The following is a 17,057-nucleotide window of genomic DNA, read 5'->3' on the forward strand; positions in this document are numbered from 1 at the left end:
TTTCCATGAGTTCAGAAGCGGTATTCATTCAGGTTGGCGCGCTGGCGGAAGGCTTTGCGCCGCACAGCAATACGCTGGAACGCCAGCACGGCCTGGCGGGCACCACGCTGACGCTGCGTTTCAGCGACGGCGCGACGCAGCGTTGCCGGTTCAGCGACGCGCAGACGCTGGAGTGGGGGGAGCGGCGCGGTATCGCCTATCGCGCCACCAGCATTCGCCCCGGCGTGCTGTTCATCGATTTTCTCGATCCCGCCCGCGCCAACGCCAGCATTACGCTGGTGTGCGACCGCAATCAGGGCAACTTCACCGCGGTGTACGGCCAACTGCCGGACGAAGCGCAGACGCGGCTCGACGCCTTCAGCCGGGTTGAGCAGGGGCTGCCGCTGACCGCGGTCGAGGCCGAATTCCGCTTCGGCACGCTGGATGACGCCGACGCGGCGCCGCCGGGCTTTACCGATGAGCTGATCGGCATGCGCAACATGTACACCTACAGCCCGACCGAGCGCTACGAGCACATCTACCTGAACGACAACTTCTACGCCTGGCAGTGTCTGGACGGGGTGGAGAAGGGGTTGGCGGACGTCGATCGCTGCCACTACGTGAAGGTGGCGGAGCAGCTTTATCTGTTCGTCTGGCGCGAGAAGATCATTCCGACGCTGGGCGTGGTGATGATCGATCTGCAGGGAATGCGCACCGACGGCAAGATCCTCGGTTATCAGGGCAGCGATTTCAGCGCGCTGAGCAACTTTGCGGTGGGCGCCCACGCGCAGGTGCTGAACACCACGCGCCACCCGCGAGGATAGGCCGATGAGCGCAACCTATGCGGCCGACGCCTTCGCCGGGCAGGCGGTGCTGGTGACCGGCGGCGCGCAGGGCATCGGGCTGGCGATCGTCAGCGCCTTCGCCCGGCTGGGCGCCGAGGTGACGATCGCGGACGTGCAGCTGCCGCAGGCGCAGGCGGCGGCGCAAATGCTGCGGGACGAAGGGCTGAGCGTGCAGGCGCTAGCTTGCGATCTGGCCGAGCCGGGGCCGGTCGCCGAGTTGGTGGCGATGGTGGGTGAGCGGCATCAACGGCTGGACGTGGTGATCCACAACGCCGCTTACTTTCCGCTGACGCCGTTCGCCGCCATCGACGCGGCCCTGCTGCAACGCACGCTGAGCGTCAATCTGATGGCGCCGTTCTTTCTGGCGCAGGCGGCGCTGCCGTGGATGCGCCGCGCCGGCGGCGGCAGTCTGCTGGTGACCTCGTCGGTGACCGGCCCGCGGGTGGCCTACCCGGGGCTGGCGCACTACGCCGCTTCCAAGGCCGGGGTGAACGGGTTTATTCGTGCGGCGGCGCTGGAGCTGGCGGCGGAGAACATTCGCGTCAACGGCGTGGAGCCGGGGATGATCCGCACGCCGGCGATGGCCAACCTGGGCGACGCGCAGGTGAATCAGGCGATCGCCGCCGCGGTGCCGCTCGGGCGGCTGGGGGAACCGGAAGACATCGCCGCGGCGATGGTGTTTCTCGCCTCGCCGGCGGCGGCCTATATCACCGGCCAGACGCTGGTGGTGGACGGCGGCGCGCTGTTGCCGGAAACGAATGCTCCGCTTGCTTGATGCAGCCACGCACCCCAGTCGCTTACTTGAGTAAGCGACTGGGGATTTACGCCTTGGTCGCCTGGCTGCAACGCCAATTAATGTGAGAATTCCGGTGGGTTAAATCACTGCTTGGCGGGATGCGCGGTGACGTTGGCGGGCAGGCTGTCGCCCAGGGTGATCAGCTCGTCCAGCAACGTCATCAGCTGGTCCATTTTCTGCCGCGAGAAAGCGGCTTCAATCTCGGCGTAGCCCTGTTCCACCTGGTGGCGCGCCACTTCATACAGATCCTGACCCTGCTGGGTCAGCGACACGTACAGCTTGCGCTGATCGTTGACCGGCTTGAGGCGGAAGATCAGCTTATCACGCTCCATGCGCGACAGAATGCCGGTCAGGCTGGGGCGCAGGATACAGGTTTCCGCCGCCAGCTCGTGGAATTCGATCGAGCGGTTGTTGGCCAGCACGCGAATGATGCGCCACTGCTGTTCGGTCAGGTTGTGGCTTTTCAGGATCGGGCGGAAGAACCCCATGGCGGTTTCACGCGCCTGCAGTAGGGCGATGGTTAACGATTCATGCATAAGTTTGGCCTTAGCTATCAAGGTGTTCGCTGTTACGGCGCTCGTCATGGGGGCGCCTGCCCCGCAAAGCCCGATTTGTTAATAACTTAATAGTAGCCAAAGTTACCCGCAGGGATAAAGCAAAAATGCGTGGCGCAGCGAAAAATGGCGAGAAAAATGATTAATGCGTTGAATAATCACGTCAATGTTTGTTGTTTGTGAATATTTTGTTATCACGATCACAAATCATTCCAAGCGCGTTGCGTAAAAGCTGCGCAGCGTATAAAAGTAATCATTAATATATTAATGAATGCCGGTTGTCATGTTTTGCCATTGGAGGAGTTCGCATGAAAGGCACCGTATTTTCCGTTGCGCTGAACCACCGCAGCCAACTGGACGCCTGGGATCAGGCGTTTCACCAGCCGCCGTACCAGACCCCGCCCAAAACCCCGGTGTGGTTTATCAAACCGCGCAACACCCACCTCGCCAACGGCGGGGCGATCCCGTTTCCGGCCGGTGAAACCGTGCAGAGCGGCGGCACGCTGGCGGTGATCATCGGCGACACCGCGCGCAAGGTGCCGGCGGCGCAGGTGAGCCGTTATCTGGCCGGTTACGCGTTGGCCAACGACGTCAGCCTGCCGGAGAGCAGCTTCTATCGCCCGGCGATCAAGGCCAAATGCCGCGACGGCTTCTGCCCGCTGGGAGAGATGGGCCAACTGGAGAATGCCGATCGGCTGGAGATCGTCACCGAGATCAACGGCGTGGAGCAGGATCGCTGGTCCACCGCCGATCTGGTGCGCTCGGTGCCGGAGCTGATCGCCGCCATCAGCGATTTCATCACCCTGCAGCCGGGCGATGCGGTGCTGATCGGCACCCCGCACCAGCGGGTGGAGATCAAACCGGGGGATGAGGTGACGGTGCGCGCCGCCGGCCTGCCCACTCTGAGCAACCGCGTCACCCAGGCAGGAGCCGCATCATGAAACATGCCCGTATTCGCCATCATGGCCAGATCGTCAACGTTCAGGTGGACGACCAGCTGCGCGTCACGTTGCCGAACGGCGAGGTGCTGCAGGAGCGCGAAGTGGAATGGCTGCCGCCGGCGCAGGGCACGGTGTTCGCCCTGGGGCTGAACTATGCCGACCACGCCAGCGAGCTGGAATTCAAGGCGCCGGAAGAGCCGCTGGTGTTCCTCAAGGCGCCGAACACTCTGACCGGCCATCGTCAGGTATCGGTGCGTCCGGCCGACGTGGAGTACATGCATTACGAAGCCGAGCTGGTGGCGGTGATCGGCAAGACCGCACGCAACGTCAGCCGTGAGCGCGCCATGGAGTATGTGGCGGGTTACACCCTGTGCAACGACTACGCCATCCGCGACTACCTGGAAAACTACTACCGGCCGAATCTGCGGGTGAAGAGCCGAGATACCCTGACGCCGATCGGGCCGTATATCGTCGATCGCGACGACGTCGCCGATCCGCACCGGCTGGCGCTCAGCACCTACGTCAACGGTGAGCTGCGCCAGCGTGGCAGCACCGCCGACATGATTTTCGACATTCCGTTCCTGATCGCCTACCTGAGCGAATTCATGACGCTGCAGCCGGGCGACATGATCGCCACCGGCACGCCGAAAGGGCTGGCCGACGTGCGGCCGGGCGACGAAGTGGTGGTGGAGATCGAAGGCATCGGCCGTTTGGTTAACCACATTATCAGTGAAAAAGATTACGAGGAGAGCCTGCGATGAAAACCATCAACCACTGGATCAACGGCAAGAACGTCGCCAGCAAAGAGTATTTCACCACCACCAACCCGGCGAACGGCGAGGTGCTGGCGGAGGTGGCCTCTGGCGGCCAGCTGGAGATCGACCAGGCGGTAGCGGCCGCGAAAGAGGCTTTCCCCAAATGGGCCAACACGCCGATGAAAGAGCGCGCGCGTCTGATGCGCCGTTTGGGTGAACTGATCGACCAGAACGTGCCGCAGATCGCCGAAATGGAAACCGCCGACACCGGTCTGCCGATCCATCAGACCAAAAACGTGCTGATCCCGCGCGCCTCGCACAACTTCGAATTCTTCGCCGAGGTGTGCCAGCAGATGAACGGCAAGACCTACCCGGTGGACGACAAGATGCTCAACTACACGCTGGTGCAGCCGGTGGGGGTCTGCGCGCTGGTGTCGCCGTGGAACGTGCCGTTCATGACCGCCACCTGGAAAACTGCGCCTTGCCTGGCGCTGGGCAACACGGCGGTGCTGAAGATGTCCGAACTGTCGCCGCTGAGCGCCGATCGCCTGGGCGAGCTGGCGCTGGAGGCTGGCATTCCGGCCGGGGTGCTGAACGTGGTGCAGGGCTACGGCGCCACCGCCGGCGACGCATTGGTGCGCCATAAAGACGTGCGCGCGGTCTCTTTCACCGGCGGCACCGCCACCGGCCGGCGCATCATCGAAAGCGCCGGGCTGAAGAAATTCTCCATGGAGCTCGGCGGCAAGTCGCCGGTGCTGATCTTTGAAGACGCCGACATCGAGCGGGCGCTCGACGCCGCGCTGTTCACCATCTTCTCGATCAACGGCGAACGCTGCACCGCCGGTTCGCGCATCTTCATTCAGGAGAGCATCTACCCGGAATTCGTCAAACGTTTCGCCGAGCGCGCCAACCGTCTGCGCGTCGGCGATCCGCAAGATCCCAACACCCAGGTAGGGGCGCTGATCAGCCCGCAGCACTGGGAAAAAGTCTCCGGCTATATCCGCCTCGGGGTGGAGGAAGGGGCGACCCTGTTGGCCGGCGGCCCGGATAAACCGGCCGGCTTGAGCCACGGCAACTTCCTGCGCCCGACGGTGCTGGCGGATGTCGACAACCGGATGCGCGTGGCGCAGGAGGAGATCTTCGGGCCGGTGGCCTGCCTGCTGCCGTTCAAATCAGAAGAAGACGGCCTGCGCATGGCCAACGACGTGGAGTACGGCCTGGCGTCGTACATCTGGACGCAGGATGTGAGCAAGGTTCTGCGCCTGGCCCGCGGCATCGAAGCGGGCATGGTTTTCGTCAACACCCAAAACGTGCGCGATCTGCGCCAACCGTTCGGCGGCGTGAAAGCCTCTGGCACCGGCCGCGAAGGCGGGGAATACAGCTTCGAAGTGTTCGCCGAAATGAAGAACGTGTGCATTTCCATGGGCGACCACCCGATCCCGAAATGGGGCGTCTGAGCCTCAGGCCACAATAATAACGAAAGAGATGAGAACAATGACGACAAAACTGACCACTAATGCTGTCCCTGCTCCCGACGTCGTGCGCTGTGCCTACATGGAGATTCAGGTCACGAACCTTAAAGCCGCACGCGAATTTTACGTCGATATCCTCGGCCTGGTCGTGACCGCCGAAGATGACAAAACCCTCTACCTGCGTTCGATGGAGGAGTTCATTCACCATAACCTGGTGCTGCGCGAAGGCCCGGTCGCCGCCGTGGCGGCGTTTGCTTTCCGCGTGCGCACGCCGGAAGACGTCGATCGCGCCGAAGCGTATTTCAAGGCGCTTGGCTGCCGCACCGAGCGGCGGGTGAACGGGTTCGCCAAAGGCATCGGCGATGCGGTGCGGGTAGAAGATCCACTCGGTTTCCCGTATGAGTTTTTCTACGATGTGCAGCACGTCGAGCGTCTGGCCTGGCGTTACGATCTGTATACGCCGGGCGCGCTGGTGCGCCTCGACCACTTTAACCAAATCACCCCTGATGTGCCGCGCGCCGTGGAATATATCCAGGGGCTGGGTTTCCGCGTGACGGAAGACATCCGCGATGAAGACGGCGTGGTTTACGCCGCCTGGATGCGCCGCAAGGCGACGGTGCACGATACCGCGATGACCGGCGGCGCCGGGCCGCGCATGCACCACATCGCCTTCGCCACCCATGAAAAACACAATATTTTGGCCATCTGCGACAAGCTCGGCGCGCTGCGCAAATCCGATGTGATCGAACGCGGCCCTGGCCGTCACGGCGTCTCCAACGCGTTCTATCTCTACTTGCGCGATCCCGATGGCCACCGGGTGGAAATCTACACGCAGGATTACTACACCGGCGATCCGGACAACCCGACCGTGACCTGGGACGTGCATGACAACCAGCGCCGCGACTGGTGGGGCAATCCGGTGGTGCCGAGCTGGTACACCGAAGGATCGCTGGTGTTGGATCTCGATGGGCAGCCGCAGCCGGTGATCGAACGCAGCGCGCCCAGCGAAATGGCCGTCACCATCGGCGCAGACGGTTTTTCCTATACCCGCGAGGGCGATACGGAAAAAGGTTTCAAACTTGGCAATACGCTGTAAATGCCGCTGCGCGGGCCTCGCCCGCGCCTATGCGCCGTCTGGAGAACGCTATGCCCCATTTTTACGCTGAATGTACCGACAACATCCGCCGCGAGGCGGATTTGCCCACCCTGTTCGCCAAGGTCAACGAGGCGCTGGCGGCGACCGGCATCTTCCCGCTGGCCGGCGTGCGCAGCCGCGCCATCTGGCTTGATACCTGGCAAATGGCCGACGGCAAGCAGGATTACGCCTTCGTGCACATGACGCTGAAGATCGGCCACGGCCGCAGTCTGGAAAGCCGTCAGCAGGTGGGCGAGATGCTGTTTGCGCTGATCAAGGAACACTTCGCCGCGCTGATGGCGCAGCGTTACCTGGCGCTCTCTTTCACCATGGAAGAGCTGGATCCGGTGCTGAATTACAAACAGAACAATGTCCACGCGCTGTTCAACAAGGCGTGAATAAGGGGTCGTAAATGCTGGATAAAGAGCAGGTTAACCGCGCCGTGCAGCGTCTGCATCAGGCGGAAAAGAGCCGTGAGCAGATCCGCGCGCTGTCGCTCGATCATCCCGAGATCACCATTGAAGACGCCTATGCCATTCAGCGGCAGTGGGTAGAACTGAAGATCGCCGAGGGGCGCACGCTCAAAGGCCACAAGATCGGCCTGACCTCGCGCGCCATGCAGGTGAGCTCGCAGATCACCGAGCCGGATTACGGCGCGCTGCTGGACGACATGTTCTTCAACGACGGCAGCGACATTCCGATCGATCGTTTTATCGTGCCGCGGGTGGAAGTGGAGCTGGCGTTCGTGCTGGCCAAGCCGCTGCGCGGGCCTAACTGTACGCTGTTCGACGTCTACAACGCCACCGACTACGTCATTCCGGCGCTGGAGATCATCGACGCGCGCAGCCACAACGTCGATCCCGAGACGCAGCGGCCGCGCAAGGTGTTCGACACCATCTCCGACAACGCCGCCAACGCCGGGGTGGTGATGGGCGGGCGGCCGATCAAGCCGGATGCGCTGGATCTGCGCTGGATCTCTGCGCTGCTGTACCGCAACGGCGTGATTGAAGAGTCCGGCGTGGCGGCGGCGGTGCTCAACCACCCGGCCAACGGCGTGGCCTGGCTGGCCAACAAGCTGGCGCCGTATGAGGTGGAGCTGGAAGCGGGGCAGGTGATCCTCGGCGGTTCCTTCACCCGGCCGGTGCCGGCGCGGCGCGGCGATACCTTCCACGTCGACTACGGCCCGATGGGCTGCATCAGCTGCCGCTTCGTCTAATAAGCAGGCTCGGCGAACCGAGCCGCAATAACCGGGCGGGGGCCACGCGCCGCGCCCGCTTGTCAGGGAGAATGCGATGTTAACCAACCACTTCAAGCGGGCGCTGCAGGAAAAACGCCCGCAGATCGGGCTGTGGCTCGGGCTGTGCAGCAGCTACAGCGCCGAGCTGCTGGCCGGCGCCGGTTTCGACTGGCTGTTGATCGACGGCGAACATGCGCCCAACAACGTGCAGACGGTGCTGGGGCAGCTGCAGGCGGTCGCCCCTTACCCCAGCCAGCCGGTGGTGCGGCCGCCGTGGAACGACGCGGTGATCATCAAGCAACTGCTGGACGTCGGCGCGCAAACCTTATTGATCCCGATGATTCAGAACGCCGAACAGGCGCGCGACGCGGTGCGCGCCACGCGCTATCCGCCGCACGGCGTGCGCGGCGTCGGCAGCGCCCTGGCGCGCGCTTCGCGCTGGAACCGGGTGCCCGATTACCTGCAGCAGGCCGACGAGCAGATGTGCGTGCTGGTGCAGATTGAAACCCGCGAGGCGGTGAAAAACCTCGACGCCATTCTGCAGGTGGAAGGGGTGGACGGCGTGTTCATCGGCCCGGCGGATCTCAGCGCCGACATGGGCTTCGCCGGCAATCCGCAGCACCCGGAGGTGCAGCGCACCATCGATGACGCCATCGCGCGCATCCGCGCCGCCGGCAAGGCGCCGGGCATTTTGATGGCCAACAAGGCGCTGGCGCAGCGCTATCTGGAAGCCGGCGCGCTGTTCGTCGCGGTAGGGGTGGATACCACCCTGCTGGCGCGGGCGGCGGAAGCCCTGGCGGACGAGTTCAAACAGGGCGGGGCGCAAGCGCCTTCATCGGGAGTCTACTGAACCATGAACCACGTCGATTCGCTGCCGCCGGCCAACCCGGCGCAGCAACATAAAGCGTTAACCGCCGCCGAGCAATCGGTGATTAAAAAGTTGTTTCGGCGCCTGATTATTTTCCTGTTCGTGCTGTTTGTTTTCTCTTTCCTCGACCGCATCAACATCGGCTTCGCCGGGCTGACGATGGGCAAAGATCTCGGCCTCAGCTCGACCATGTTCGGGCTGGCGGCGACGTTGTTCTATGTCACCTACGTGATCTTCGGCATTCCCAGCAACATGATGCTGAGCCGGGTCGGCGCGCGGCGCTGGATCGCCACCATCATGGTGCTGTGGGGCATCGCCTCCACCTGCACCATGTTTGCCACCGGACCCACCAGCCTGTACGTGCTGCGCATGATCGTCGGCATCACCGAGGCCGGCTTTCTGCCGGGCATTCTGGTGTACCTCACCTACTGGTTCCCGGCGTTCTACCGCGCCCGCGCCAACGCCTTGTTCATGATTGCCATGCCGGTGACCATGGCGATCGGTTCGCTGGTCTCCGGCTATATTCTGGCGCTGGACGGGGTGATGAACCTGAAGGGCTGGCAGTGGCTGTTCCTGCTGGAAGGCATTCCGTCGGTGCTGCTGGGCGTGGTGGTGTGGTTCTATCTCGACGATACGCCGGCCAAGGCCAAGTGGCTGACCGACGAGGAAAAAGCCAGCCTGAAGGCGATGATGGAGGCCGACAAGCTGCAGCTGGTGCAACCCAACGGGCCGAGCAGCCACCGCGCGCTGCAGCAGCGTAGCCTGTGGCGCGAGATTTTCACGCCGATCGTGCTGATGTACACGCTGGCCTATTTCTGCCTGACCAACACCCTGAGCGCGATCAATATCTGGACGCCGCAGATCCTGCAGAGCTTCAACCAGGGCAGCAGCAACGTGACGATCGGCATTCTGGCGGCGATCCCGCAGATCTGCACCATCGCCGGCATGGTGTGGTGGAGCAAACGATCCGACAGGCTGCAGGAGCGCAAGCATCACACCGCGCTGCCGTACCTGTTCGCCGCCGCCGGCTGGCTGCTGGCGTCCGCCACCGATCACAGCCTGATCCAGCTGCTGGGGATCGTGATGGCGTCGGTCGGTTCCTTTACCGCCATGGCGATCTTCTGGACCACGCCGGATCAGTCGATCAGTCTGGAAGCGCGAGCGGTGGGGATCGCGGTGATCAACGCCACCGGCAACATCGGATCGGCGCTCAGCCCGCTGCTGATCGGCTGGTTCAAGGATCTGACCGGCAGCTTCAACTCCGGGCTGTATTTCGTCTCGGCGCTGTTGATCGTCGGCGCCGTGCTGGTGTGGCGCATCCCGATGAAGGATTCGCGCCCGAGAGCGACGCCTTGATACGCAGACAGGCAGGATTGCAGGAGGTAATGAGGTGCGGAAAAGTACCGGTTTTATCGCCAACATCGATATTTGCAAAGAGTATGACGCGCGCTACGCCGCCGACGAGGTGCATTACGAAACCTTCGCCGGGCTGGCTGCGTTCTTCGGCCGCGACATGCAGGTGCACTGGCACGACTGCTTCTTCCAGGTGCATTTTCTGGAGACCGGCAAGATAGAGCTGCAGCTCGACGATCAGCACTATTCGGTGCAGGCGCCGCTGTTCATCCTCACGCCGCCGTCGGTGCCGCATGCGTTCTTCACTGAACCGGACAGCGACGGCCACGTGCTGACGGTGCGTCAGGAGTTGATTTGGCCGCTGCTGGAGCGCCTGTACCCCGGCAGCAACCTGGCGCTGGACATGCCGGGCATCTGTCTGTCGCTGGCCGACGCGCCGCAGGAGCTGACGGCGCTCAGCCACTATTGGGCGCTGATCCGCCGCGAGTTCGCGCAGAACCTGGCCGGGCGCGAACAGACGCTGGCGCTGCTGGCGCAGGCGGTGTTCACGCTGCTGCTGCGCAACACCGCGCTGGAAGACAGCGCCAACAGCGGCGTGCGTGGCGAACTGCAGCTGTTCCAGCGCTTCAACAAGATGGTGGACGAGCGTTTTCGCGAGCACCTGCCGGTGCCGGAGTATGCGCAGGCGTTGGGGGTGACCGAATCGCGGCTCAACGACCTGTGTCGGCGCTTCGCCAATCGGCCGCCCAAGCGGCTGATCTTCGATCGGCTGCTGCGCGAGGCCAAACGCATGCTGCTGTTCAGCGCCTGCACGGTGCATGAAACCGCCTACAGCCTCGGCTTCAAGGATCCGGCCTATTTCGCCCGGTTTTTCAATCGGCTGGAAGGCTGTTCCCCTTCGACCTACCGCGCGGCGCAACACGCCCTTTCGTAACCGCGATCACAGTTTGCCGCGAAAGCGGCAAACTGACCTGAAAAGTACCGGCGATTGCCGCAAAAGTCTCTTCTCGAAACCGGCTTTGGCAGCTTCAATTAAGCAACCAAAAGAAAACATTATTTTAACAAATGGCCGACTCCACGGCCTGAAAAATGCCGATGACGAGGAAGACCCGATGAAACCAGAAGACTTTCGTGCCGACAGCAAACGCCCGTTCACCGGCGCCGAATACCTGAAAAGTTTGCAGGACAGCCGCGAAATTTACATTTACGGCGAGCGCGTGAAAGACGTCACCACCCACCCGGCGTTCCGCAACGCGGCGGCGTCTGTCGGCCAGCTGTATGACGCGCTGCACGATCCGGCCAGCCAGGATCGCCTGTGCTGGAATACCGACACCGGCAACGGCGGCTACACCCACAAATTCTTCCGCTATGCCCGCAGCCCGGAAGAGATGCGTCAGCAGCGCGACGCCATCGCCGACTGGTCGCGCCAAAGCTATGGCTGGATGGGGCGTACGCCGGACTACAAGGCGGCCTTCGGCTGCGCGCTGGGCGCTTATCCGGAGTTCTACGGCCAGTTCGCCGACAACGCGCGCCACTGGTACAAACGCATTCAGGAAACCGGGCTCTATTTCAACCACGCCATCGTCAATCCGCCGATCGACCGCCATAAGCCGGTCAACGAGGTGAAGGACGTCTACATTCAGGTGGAGAAAGAGACCGACGCCGGCATCATCGTCAGCGGCGCCAAAGTGGTGGCCACCAACTCGGCGTTGACCCACTACAACTTCATCGGCTTCGGTTCGGCGCAGGTGATGGGCGATAACCCGGACTTCGCGCTGATGTTCGTGGCGCCGATGGACGCCGAAGGGGTGAAGCTGATTTCGCGCGCCTCCTACGAGCTGGTGGCCGGCGCGACCGGTTCGCCGTTCGACTACCCGCTGACCAGCCGCTTCGACGAGAACGACGCGATCCTGATCATGGATCATGTGCTGATCCCGTGGGAAAACGTGCTGATCTACCGCGATTTCGACCGCTGTCGCCGCTGGAGCACCCAGGGCGGTTTCGCCCGGCTGTTCCCGCTGCAGGCCTGCGTGCGCCTGGCGGTGAAGATGGACTTCATCACCGCGCTGCTGCAAAAGAGCCTCTCGTGCACCGGCGTGCTGGAGTTCCGCGGCGTGCAGGCCGATCTGGGCGAAGTGGTGGCCTGGCGCAACCTGTTCTGGTCGCTGAGCGACGCAATGTGCGCCGAAGCCACGCAATGGGAAAACGGCGCCTACCTGCCGGATTCCGCCGCGCTGCAGACCTACCGCGTGATGGCGCCGATGGCCTACACCAAGGTGAAACACATCATCGAGAAGAACGTCACCAGCGGCCTGATCTACCTGCCGTCCAGCGTGCGCGACATGAACAACCCGGAGATCGACAAGTACCTGGCGCGCTACGTGCGCGGATCGGACGGCATGGATCACGTCGAACGCATCAAGATCCTCAAGCTGATGTGGGATGCGATCGGCAGCGAATTCGGCGGCCGTCACGAGCTGTATGAGATCAACTACGCCGGCAGCCAGGATGAGATCCGCCTGCAGTGCCTGCGCCACGCGCAGGGATCCGGCAACATGGATCGCATGATGCAGATGGTCGACAAGTGCCTGGCCGATTACGATCAGCACGGCTGGAAGGTGCCGCACCTGCGGAACAATGACGATATTAATCAGTTGGATAATCTGCTGAAGTAATTCAGGAGGAGGTTGTATGTCTCAGGAAAATGAACAGCGGTTGCGCTTTCGCGACGCGATGGCCAGCCTGTCGGCGGCGGTGAATATCGTCACCACCGACGGCCCGGCGGGGCGCTGCGGCATCACCGCCACGGCGGTGTGCTCGGTAACCGATACGCCGCCGACGCTGCTGGTGTGCATCAACCGCAACAGCGCGATGAACCCGGTATTTCAGGAAAATCGCAGGCTGTGCGTCAACGTGCTCAACCACGAACAGGAACTGATGGCGCGCCACTTCGCCGGCATGACCGGCGTCAGCATGGAAGATCGTTTCCGGTTGGAAGAGTGGCAGCTTGGCGCGCTGGGGCAGCCTGTATTGCGCAATACCCTGGCCAGCCTGGAAGGGGAGATCGAGCAGATCCAGAGCATCGGCACCCACCAGATGTACCTGGTGCAGATCAAGCAGATCGCGCTGAGCGAAGCCGGCAACGGCCTGATCTACTTCAAGCGCAACTTCCATTCGGTGATCCACCAGATGGCGGTGCCGGCCTGAGGCGTGGGGGGGCCGTTGGCTGCGCCCCTCATCTCAACTCTTGTTGGCCGCCAGATCGCTCACCAGACGGTTGACCGGATCGCTCATGTTGGTGAACTTGCTCAGCTCCGAGCGGGTCACCACCACGAACACCCCGACGTTTTTCGCCGGGATCATCGCCATGTAGGTAATGAATCCGCCGCCGCCGCCGGTCTTCTGAATGATGCCCGGCAGCCCGTCCTTCGGCGCCATATACACCCAGCCCAATCCCAATGCATCCGCTTGCCCCGGCACGTCCATGCCCTTCAGCGACACCAGATCGTGGCGCTGGAAGTACATGGTTTGCTCGCTGGCGGCGGTGGCTTTGCGCGGGCCGCTGGCGCTGGAGGAGAGGAACTGCTGCATCCAGCGCTGCATGTCGCGCGGGGTGGAGTAGACGCCGCCGCTGCCGGCCGCGGCGGTGGTGTCGCGACAGGCGCTCGGGCCGGCCGCCGCCACCATCAGGCGCGAGCATTGTTCGGGGCTCGGCGTCAACGTGGTGTCGACCATGCCGAGCGGCGCGGTGATTTTCTCTTTCAGCAGCGCGCTGTAAGGCTTGCCCGCGGCGCGCGACAGCGCGTCGGCCAGCAGATCGTACGCCAGGTTGGAATACGCGGCGCGCACGCCCGGCGGCACCGTGACGTTGGCATGCGCCAGCCACTGCCAGCGCTGAGCCTTGGTCGGCCAGGTGAACACCGGCGTTTTCGGCGGCTTCTTGCCCGGCTGCTCGCGCGGCAGCGCGCTGGTGTGGGTGGCCAGGTTCAATAACGTGATCGGCTGGCCGGCGTTGTAAGACGGCACATAGGCGCCCTTGGGAGCGTACTTGCGCAGCGGGTCGGTCAGCTTGACCTGGCCTGCCGCCGCCATTTTCACCATCACTTCGCTGGTCATCAGCTTGGTGATCGAGGCGATGCGGATCAGCGAATCCGGGCGCGGGCGCAGGTTGTTGCCGGGCTTGGTGTCGCCGAAGCTGCGGTTAACCACCTGATTGCCGTCGATCACCACCAGCGCCATGCCGGTGGCGCCGCTGTTGTAGAAAATATGTTCGGCATACTGGTCGACGATTTGCGAAGCCAGCTGCGGGGGCGCGGCCTGCACGGCCAGCGGCGCGGCGCACAGGCCCAGCGCCAGCAATAAAGCGGAGACAGAGTTCTTCAACGGTCGTTATCCATTTAACAATGCAGCGGGAAAGGGCGTAATCCATCGCCCAGTGTAATGCGCCCGCCCCCCCGCTGCATGTAGAAAAAAGAGCGGTGGCGATAAAATTTTTTAACCGCCGGCGGCTTACTGCGCGCGGGCGAAAATGGCGATCACTTCATCCAGGTGCGCCTTCATCGCTTTGCGGGCGCCGCGCACGTCGCGCGCTTCGATCGCCGCCAGGATCGCCCGGTGTTCCAGCTCGGAGCGGTGCGGCATGTCGTCCGGCGTATAGTGGCGCTGCAGCACGCGGAACATGCTGCCGTAGCGGTGGCCGAGCAGATGGCCGATGATGAACGCGTAAGCCGGGTTGCCGCTGGCTTGGGCGATGCGGATGTGGAACAGCCGATCGCCGGGGTGGGTGGCGGAGCCGGCGCGGTTATCGCGGCAGTTCTGCTCATAGGCGGCGCGGATGCCTGCCAGCTCCTCGTCGGTGGCGTGGCGCGCGGCCAGCGCGGCGGTCTCCGGTTCAATCAGCAGGCGGGTTTGCAGCAGTGAAAACGGCGGCAGCTCGGCGTTGAAATCCAGCTCGATATTCAGTTCGTCGTCGATCTCCGCCCACTGGTTGCGGCCGGCCTGGGCCATCACCGATTCCTGCGACGTTGGCGGCGGCGTTTGCGAACGCACGATCACCCCGTTGCCCACCTTGACGTCCACCAGGCCGATCACTTCCAACGCGATCAGCGCCTCGCGCACCGACGCGCGGCTGACCTGCAACTGCTGGGCAAGATCGCGCTCCGAGGGCAGGCGGCTGCCAGGCGGAAATTCGTTATTCTCGATAAGACGTTTGAGCTGGTCGGCTATCTGTCTGTAAATCCTTGGGTTTTCCAGTCGGGTAATCGGCATTTTTGACCTTTGACGATTCGGCGTTCAGTGATTTGGCGCACAATTATGCGACAAGGCGCTTGAGTAATCGTTATTCAAGTGTAAAAAAATGGTTAATTGAAATGTGGTTTCAAGGCTGTTTTATTAACTTCTTCCCCCAACGATAACGCGTAAAGCGTCTTTTGTCATGTTAGAGGCCTGACCTTTAATCGCCTTTAGTGGCCTGACCATTAGACCTTTAGGCCGAGGAGTCAAGATGGATTTAACCGGGAAACGCGTACTGATCACCGCCGCCGGGCAAGGGATCGGTTTTACCACCGCCAGGCTGTTCGCCGCCGCCGGTGCCGAGGTGATCGCCAGCGACATCAACCTCGAGCGCCTGCAGGGCTGCGCCGGGATCCGCGCGCTGGCGCTGAGCGTCACCGATCCGGCCGCCATCGCGGCGGCGGCGGAGGCGATCGGCCCGATCGATGTGCTGTTCAACTGCGCAGGCGTGGTGCACAGCGGATCGATCCTCGATTGCAGCGAAGATCAGTGGGCGTTCGCGCTCGATCTCAACGTGACCGCGATGTTCCGCATGATCCGCGCTTTCCTGCCGGGCATGTTGGCGCGCGGCAAAGGCTCGATCATCAACATGTCCTCGGTGGCTTCGAGCGTGAAAGGGGTGCCGAACCGCTTCGCCTACGGCGCCAGCAAAGCGGCGGTGATTGGCCTGACGCGCTCGGTGGCGGCGGATTACGTCACCCAGGGCATCCGCTGCAACGCCATCTGCCCCGGCACGGTGGAATCGCCGTCGCTGCGCCAGCGCATCAATGAGCAGGCGCGCGAACAGGGGCGCAGCGAGCAAGAGGTGTATCAGGCGTTCGTCGCCCGTCAGCCGATCGGGCGCATCGGCACCACCGAGGAGATCGCCCAATTGGCGCTGTATCTGGCCTCCGACGCCAGTTCGTACACCACCGGCACGGTGCAGATCATCGACGGCGGCTGGAGCAACTGATCCGTCATTTTTGAGAGAGGAAGGCATGAAACTTTTACGTTATGGGGAACCCGGGCAAGAGCGCCCCGGCATGTTGGATGCGCAAGGTCGCCTGCGCGATCTGTCGCAGCATATCGCCGACGTGGGCGGCGCCGCGTTATCGCCGGCGTCGCTCGCCAAACTGCGCGCGCTGGACAGCACCGCGCTGCCGCTGGTCGAAGGGCAGCCGCGCCTCGGCGCCTGCGTCGGCGGCATCGGCAAGTTCATCTGCATCGGCCTGAATTACGCCGATCACGCGGCGGAAACCGGCGCAGCCATTCCTGAAGAACCGGTGGTGTTCAACAAATGGACCAGCGCGGTGGTCGGCCCCTACGACCGGGTAGAGATCCCGCGCGGCTCGCAGAAAACCGACTGGGAAGTGGAGCTGGGCGTGGTGATCGGCCTGGGCGGGCGCTACATCAGCGAAGCGGATGCGATGCGCCACGTCGCCGGTTATTGCGTGATCAACGACGTCTCAGAACGCGAATATCAAATTGAGCGCGGCGGCACCTGGGACAAGGGCAAAGGCTGCGACACCTTCGGGCCGATCGGGCCCTGGCTGGTGACCGCCGACGAGATCGCCGATCCGCATAGCCTGAATTTGTGGCTGGAGGTGGACGGCAAGCGCTATCAGGACGGCAACACCAGCACCATGATCTTCCGCATTCCGCAGATCGTCAGCTACCTCAGCCGCTTTATGAGCCTGCAGCCGGGCGACGTGATCTCCACCGGCACGCCGCCGGGCGTCGGCATGGGGCAGAAACCGCAGCCCATCTACCTGCGGGCGGGCCAGACGATGCGTCTGGGTATCGAAGGGCTGGGCGAACAGCGCCAGCAAACCGTACAGGCTTAACCGGGAG

18 protein-coding genes are annotated in these 17,057 nt (G+C 63.1%); 15 read left to right on the plus strand and 3 right to left on the minus strand.

Annotated features, from left to right (window positions below):
• The first annotated feature begins 5 nt into the window (after nt 1-5).
• Together JL05_RS03820 and JL05_RS03825 are read left to right on the plus strand one after the other, a co-directional pair.
• Nucleotides 6-803, plus strand: coding sequence for a molybdenum cofactor biosynthesis F family protein (locus tag JL05_RS03820; RefSeq protein ID WP_033631718.1), 798 nt, complete (start codon nt 6-8; stop codon nt 801-803).
• 4 nt (nt 804-807) lie between these two features.
• The gene (locus JL05_RS03825; RefSeq protein ID WP_033631719.1) at nt 808-1,599 is read left to right on the plus strand and encodes an SDR family oxidoreductase; all 792 of its coding nucleotides are present in this window, start codon (nt 808-810) and stop codon (nt 1,597-1,599) included.
• A 104-nt stretch (nt 1,600-1,703) separates the two neighbouring features.
• Here JL05_RS03825 and hpaR read toward each other — a convergent pair whose 3' ends face one another.
• Nucleotides 1,704-2,156, minus strand: coding sequence for a homoprotocatechuate degradation operon regulator HpaR (gene hpaR / locus JL05_RS03830; RefSeq protein ID WP_033631720.1), 453 nt, complete (start codon nt 2,154-2,156; stop codon nt 1,704-1,706).
• A gap of 326 nt (nt 2,157-2,482) precedes the next feature.
• On the opposite strand from hpaR, the gene JL05_RS03835 reads away from it, so the two are divergent.
• The 11 genes from JL05_RS03835 to hpaC all read left to right on the plus strand — a co-directional run bounded on the left by JL05_RS03835 (nt 2,483) and on the right by hpaC (nt 13,142).
• Complete coding sequence (locus JL05_RS03835) at nt 2,483-3,115, plus strand: fumarylacetoacetate hydrolase family protein (protein ID WP_033631721.1); 633 nt, start codon at nt 2,483-2,485, stop codon at nt 3,113-3,115.
• Entirely contained in the window at nt 3,112-3,876 is a 765-nt protein-coding gene (locus JL05_RS03840) for a fumarylacetoacetate hydrolase family protein (protein ID WP_004933177.1), read from the plus strand. The genes JL05_RS03835 and JL05_RS03840 overlap by 4 nt, the downstream gene beginning before the upstream one ends.
• Nucleotides 3,873-5,327 carry a 5-carboxymethyl-2-hydroxymuconate semialdehyde dehydrogenase gene (gene hpaE, locus JL05_RS03845; protein ID WP_033631722.1) on the plus strand — a complete coding sequence of 485 codons (1,455 nt, stop codon included), beginning with the start codon at nt 3,873-3,875 and terminating at the stop codon, nt 5,325-5,327. The genes JL05_RS03840 and hpaE overlap by 4 nt, the downstream gene beginning before the upstream one ends.
• Nucleotides 5,328-5,364: 37 nt before the next feature.
• The gene (gene hpaD, locus JL05_RS03850; protein WP_099032679.1) at nt 5,365-6,438 is read left to right on the plus strand and encodes a 3,4-dihydroxyphenylacetate 2,3-dioxygenase; all 1,074 of its coding nucleotides are present in this window, start codon (nt 5,365-5,367) and stop codon (nt 6,436-6,438) included.
• 50 nt (nt 6,439-6,488) lie between these two features.
• Nucleotides 6,489-6,875, plus strand: a complete 387-nt coding sequence (locus JL05_RS03855) for a 5-carboxymethyl-2-hydroxymuconate Delta-isomerase (protein WP_004933172.1) — start codon at nt 6,489-6,491, stop codon at nt 6,873-6,875.
• 14 nt (nt 6,876-6,889) lie between these two features.
• Nucleotides 6,890-7,693, plus strand: coding sequence for a 2-oxo-hept-4-ene-1,7-dioate hydratase (hpaH, locus tag JL05_RS03860; RefSeq protein ID WP_004933170.1), 804 nt, complete (start codon nt 6,890-6,892; stop codon nt 7,691-7,693).
• A gap of 76 nt (nt 7,694-7,769) precedes the next feature.
• Entirely contained in the window at nt 7,770-8,564 is a 795-nt protein-coding gene (hpaI, locus tag JL05_RS03865) for a 4-hydroxy-2-oxoheptanedioate aldolase (RefSeq protein ID WP_033631724.1), read from the plus strand.
• A gap of 3 nt (nt 8,565-8,567) precedes the next feature.
• A complete protein-coding gene (gene hpaX, locus JL05_RS03870) occupies nt 8,568-9,938 on the plus strand; it encodes a 4-hydroxyphenylacetate permease (protein ID WP_033631725.1) in 1,371 nt (456 codons plus the stop codon).
• A 34-nt stretch (nt 9,939-9,972) separates the two neighbouring features.
• Nucleotides 9,973-10,869: a 4-hydroxyphenylacetate catabolism regulatory protein HpaA gene (gene hpaA, locus JL05_RS03875; RefSeq protein ID WP_004933161.1), complete on the plus strand. Its 897-nt coding sequence runs from the start codon at nt 9,973-9,975 to the stop codon at nt 10,867-10,869.
• Between the two features lie 178 nt (nt 10,870-11,047).
• On the plus strand, nt 11,048-12,610 hold the full coding sequence (hpaB, locus tag JL05_RS03880; protein ID WP_004933158.1) for a 4-hydroxyphenylacetate 3-monooxygenase, oxygenase component: 1,563 nt from the start codon (nt 11,048-11,050) through the stop codon (nt 12,608-12,610).
• 16 nt (nt 12,611-12,626) lie between these two features.
• Nucleotides 12,627-13,142, plus strand: a complete 516-nt coding sequence (hpaC, locus tag JL05_RS03885) for a 4-hydroxyphenylacetate 3-monooxygenase, reductase component (protein WP_004933156.1) — start codon at nt 12,627-12,629, stop codon at nt 13,140-13,142.
• Between the two features lie 33 nt (nt 13,143-13,175).
• Here hpaC and ampH read toward each other — a convergent pair whose 3' ends face one another.
• On the minus strand, nt 13,176-14,318 hold the full coding sequence (gene ampH / locus JL05_RS03890; protein ID WP_015376541.1) for a D-alanyl-D-alanine-carboxypeptidase/endopeptidase AmpH: 1,143 nt from the start codon (nt 14,316-14,318) through the stop codon (nt 13,176-13,178).
• A 126-nt stretch (nt 14,319-14,444) separates the two neighbouring features.
• Nucleotides 14,445-15,203 (minus strand): FadR/GntR family transcriptional regulator, encoded by a 759-nt coding sequence (locus JL05_RS03895; protein WP_033631726.1) that lies wholly within the window; start codon nt 15,201-15,203, stop codon nt 14,445-14,447.
• Between the two features lie 235 nt (nt 15,204-15,438).
• Between JL05_RS03895 and JL05_RS03900 the strand changes: the two genes are divergently transcribed.
• Both JL05_RS03900 and JL05_RS03905 read left to right on the plus strand, forming a co-directional pair.
• Nucleotides 15,439-16,179, plus strand: coding sequence for an SDR family oxidoreductase (locus JL05_RS03900; RefSeq protein WP_033631727.1), 741 nt, complete (start codon nt 15,439-15,441; stop codon nt 16,177-16,179).
• A gap of 25 nt (nt 16,180-16,204) precedes the next feature.
• Nucleotides 16,205-17,050: a fumarylacetoacetate hydrolase family protein gene (locus tag JL05_RS03905; RefSeq protein ID WP_033631728.1), complete on the plus strand. Its 846-nt coding sequence runs from the start codon at nt 16,205-16,207 to the stop codon at nt 17,048-17,050.
• The last annotated feature ends 7 nt before the right edge of the window (nt 17,051-17,057 follow it).

Source organism: Serratia nematodiphila DZ0503SBS1, assembly GCF_000738675.1.
In the GTDB taxonomy this organism is placed as follows: domain Bacteria; phylum Pseudomonadota; class Gammaproteobacteria; order Enterobacterales; family Enterobacteriaceae; genus Serratia; species Serratia nematodiphila.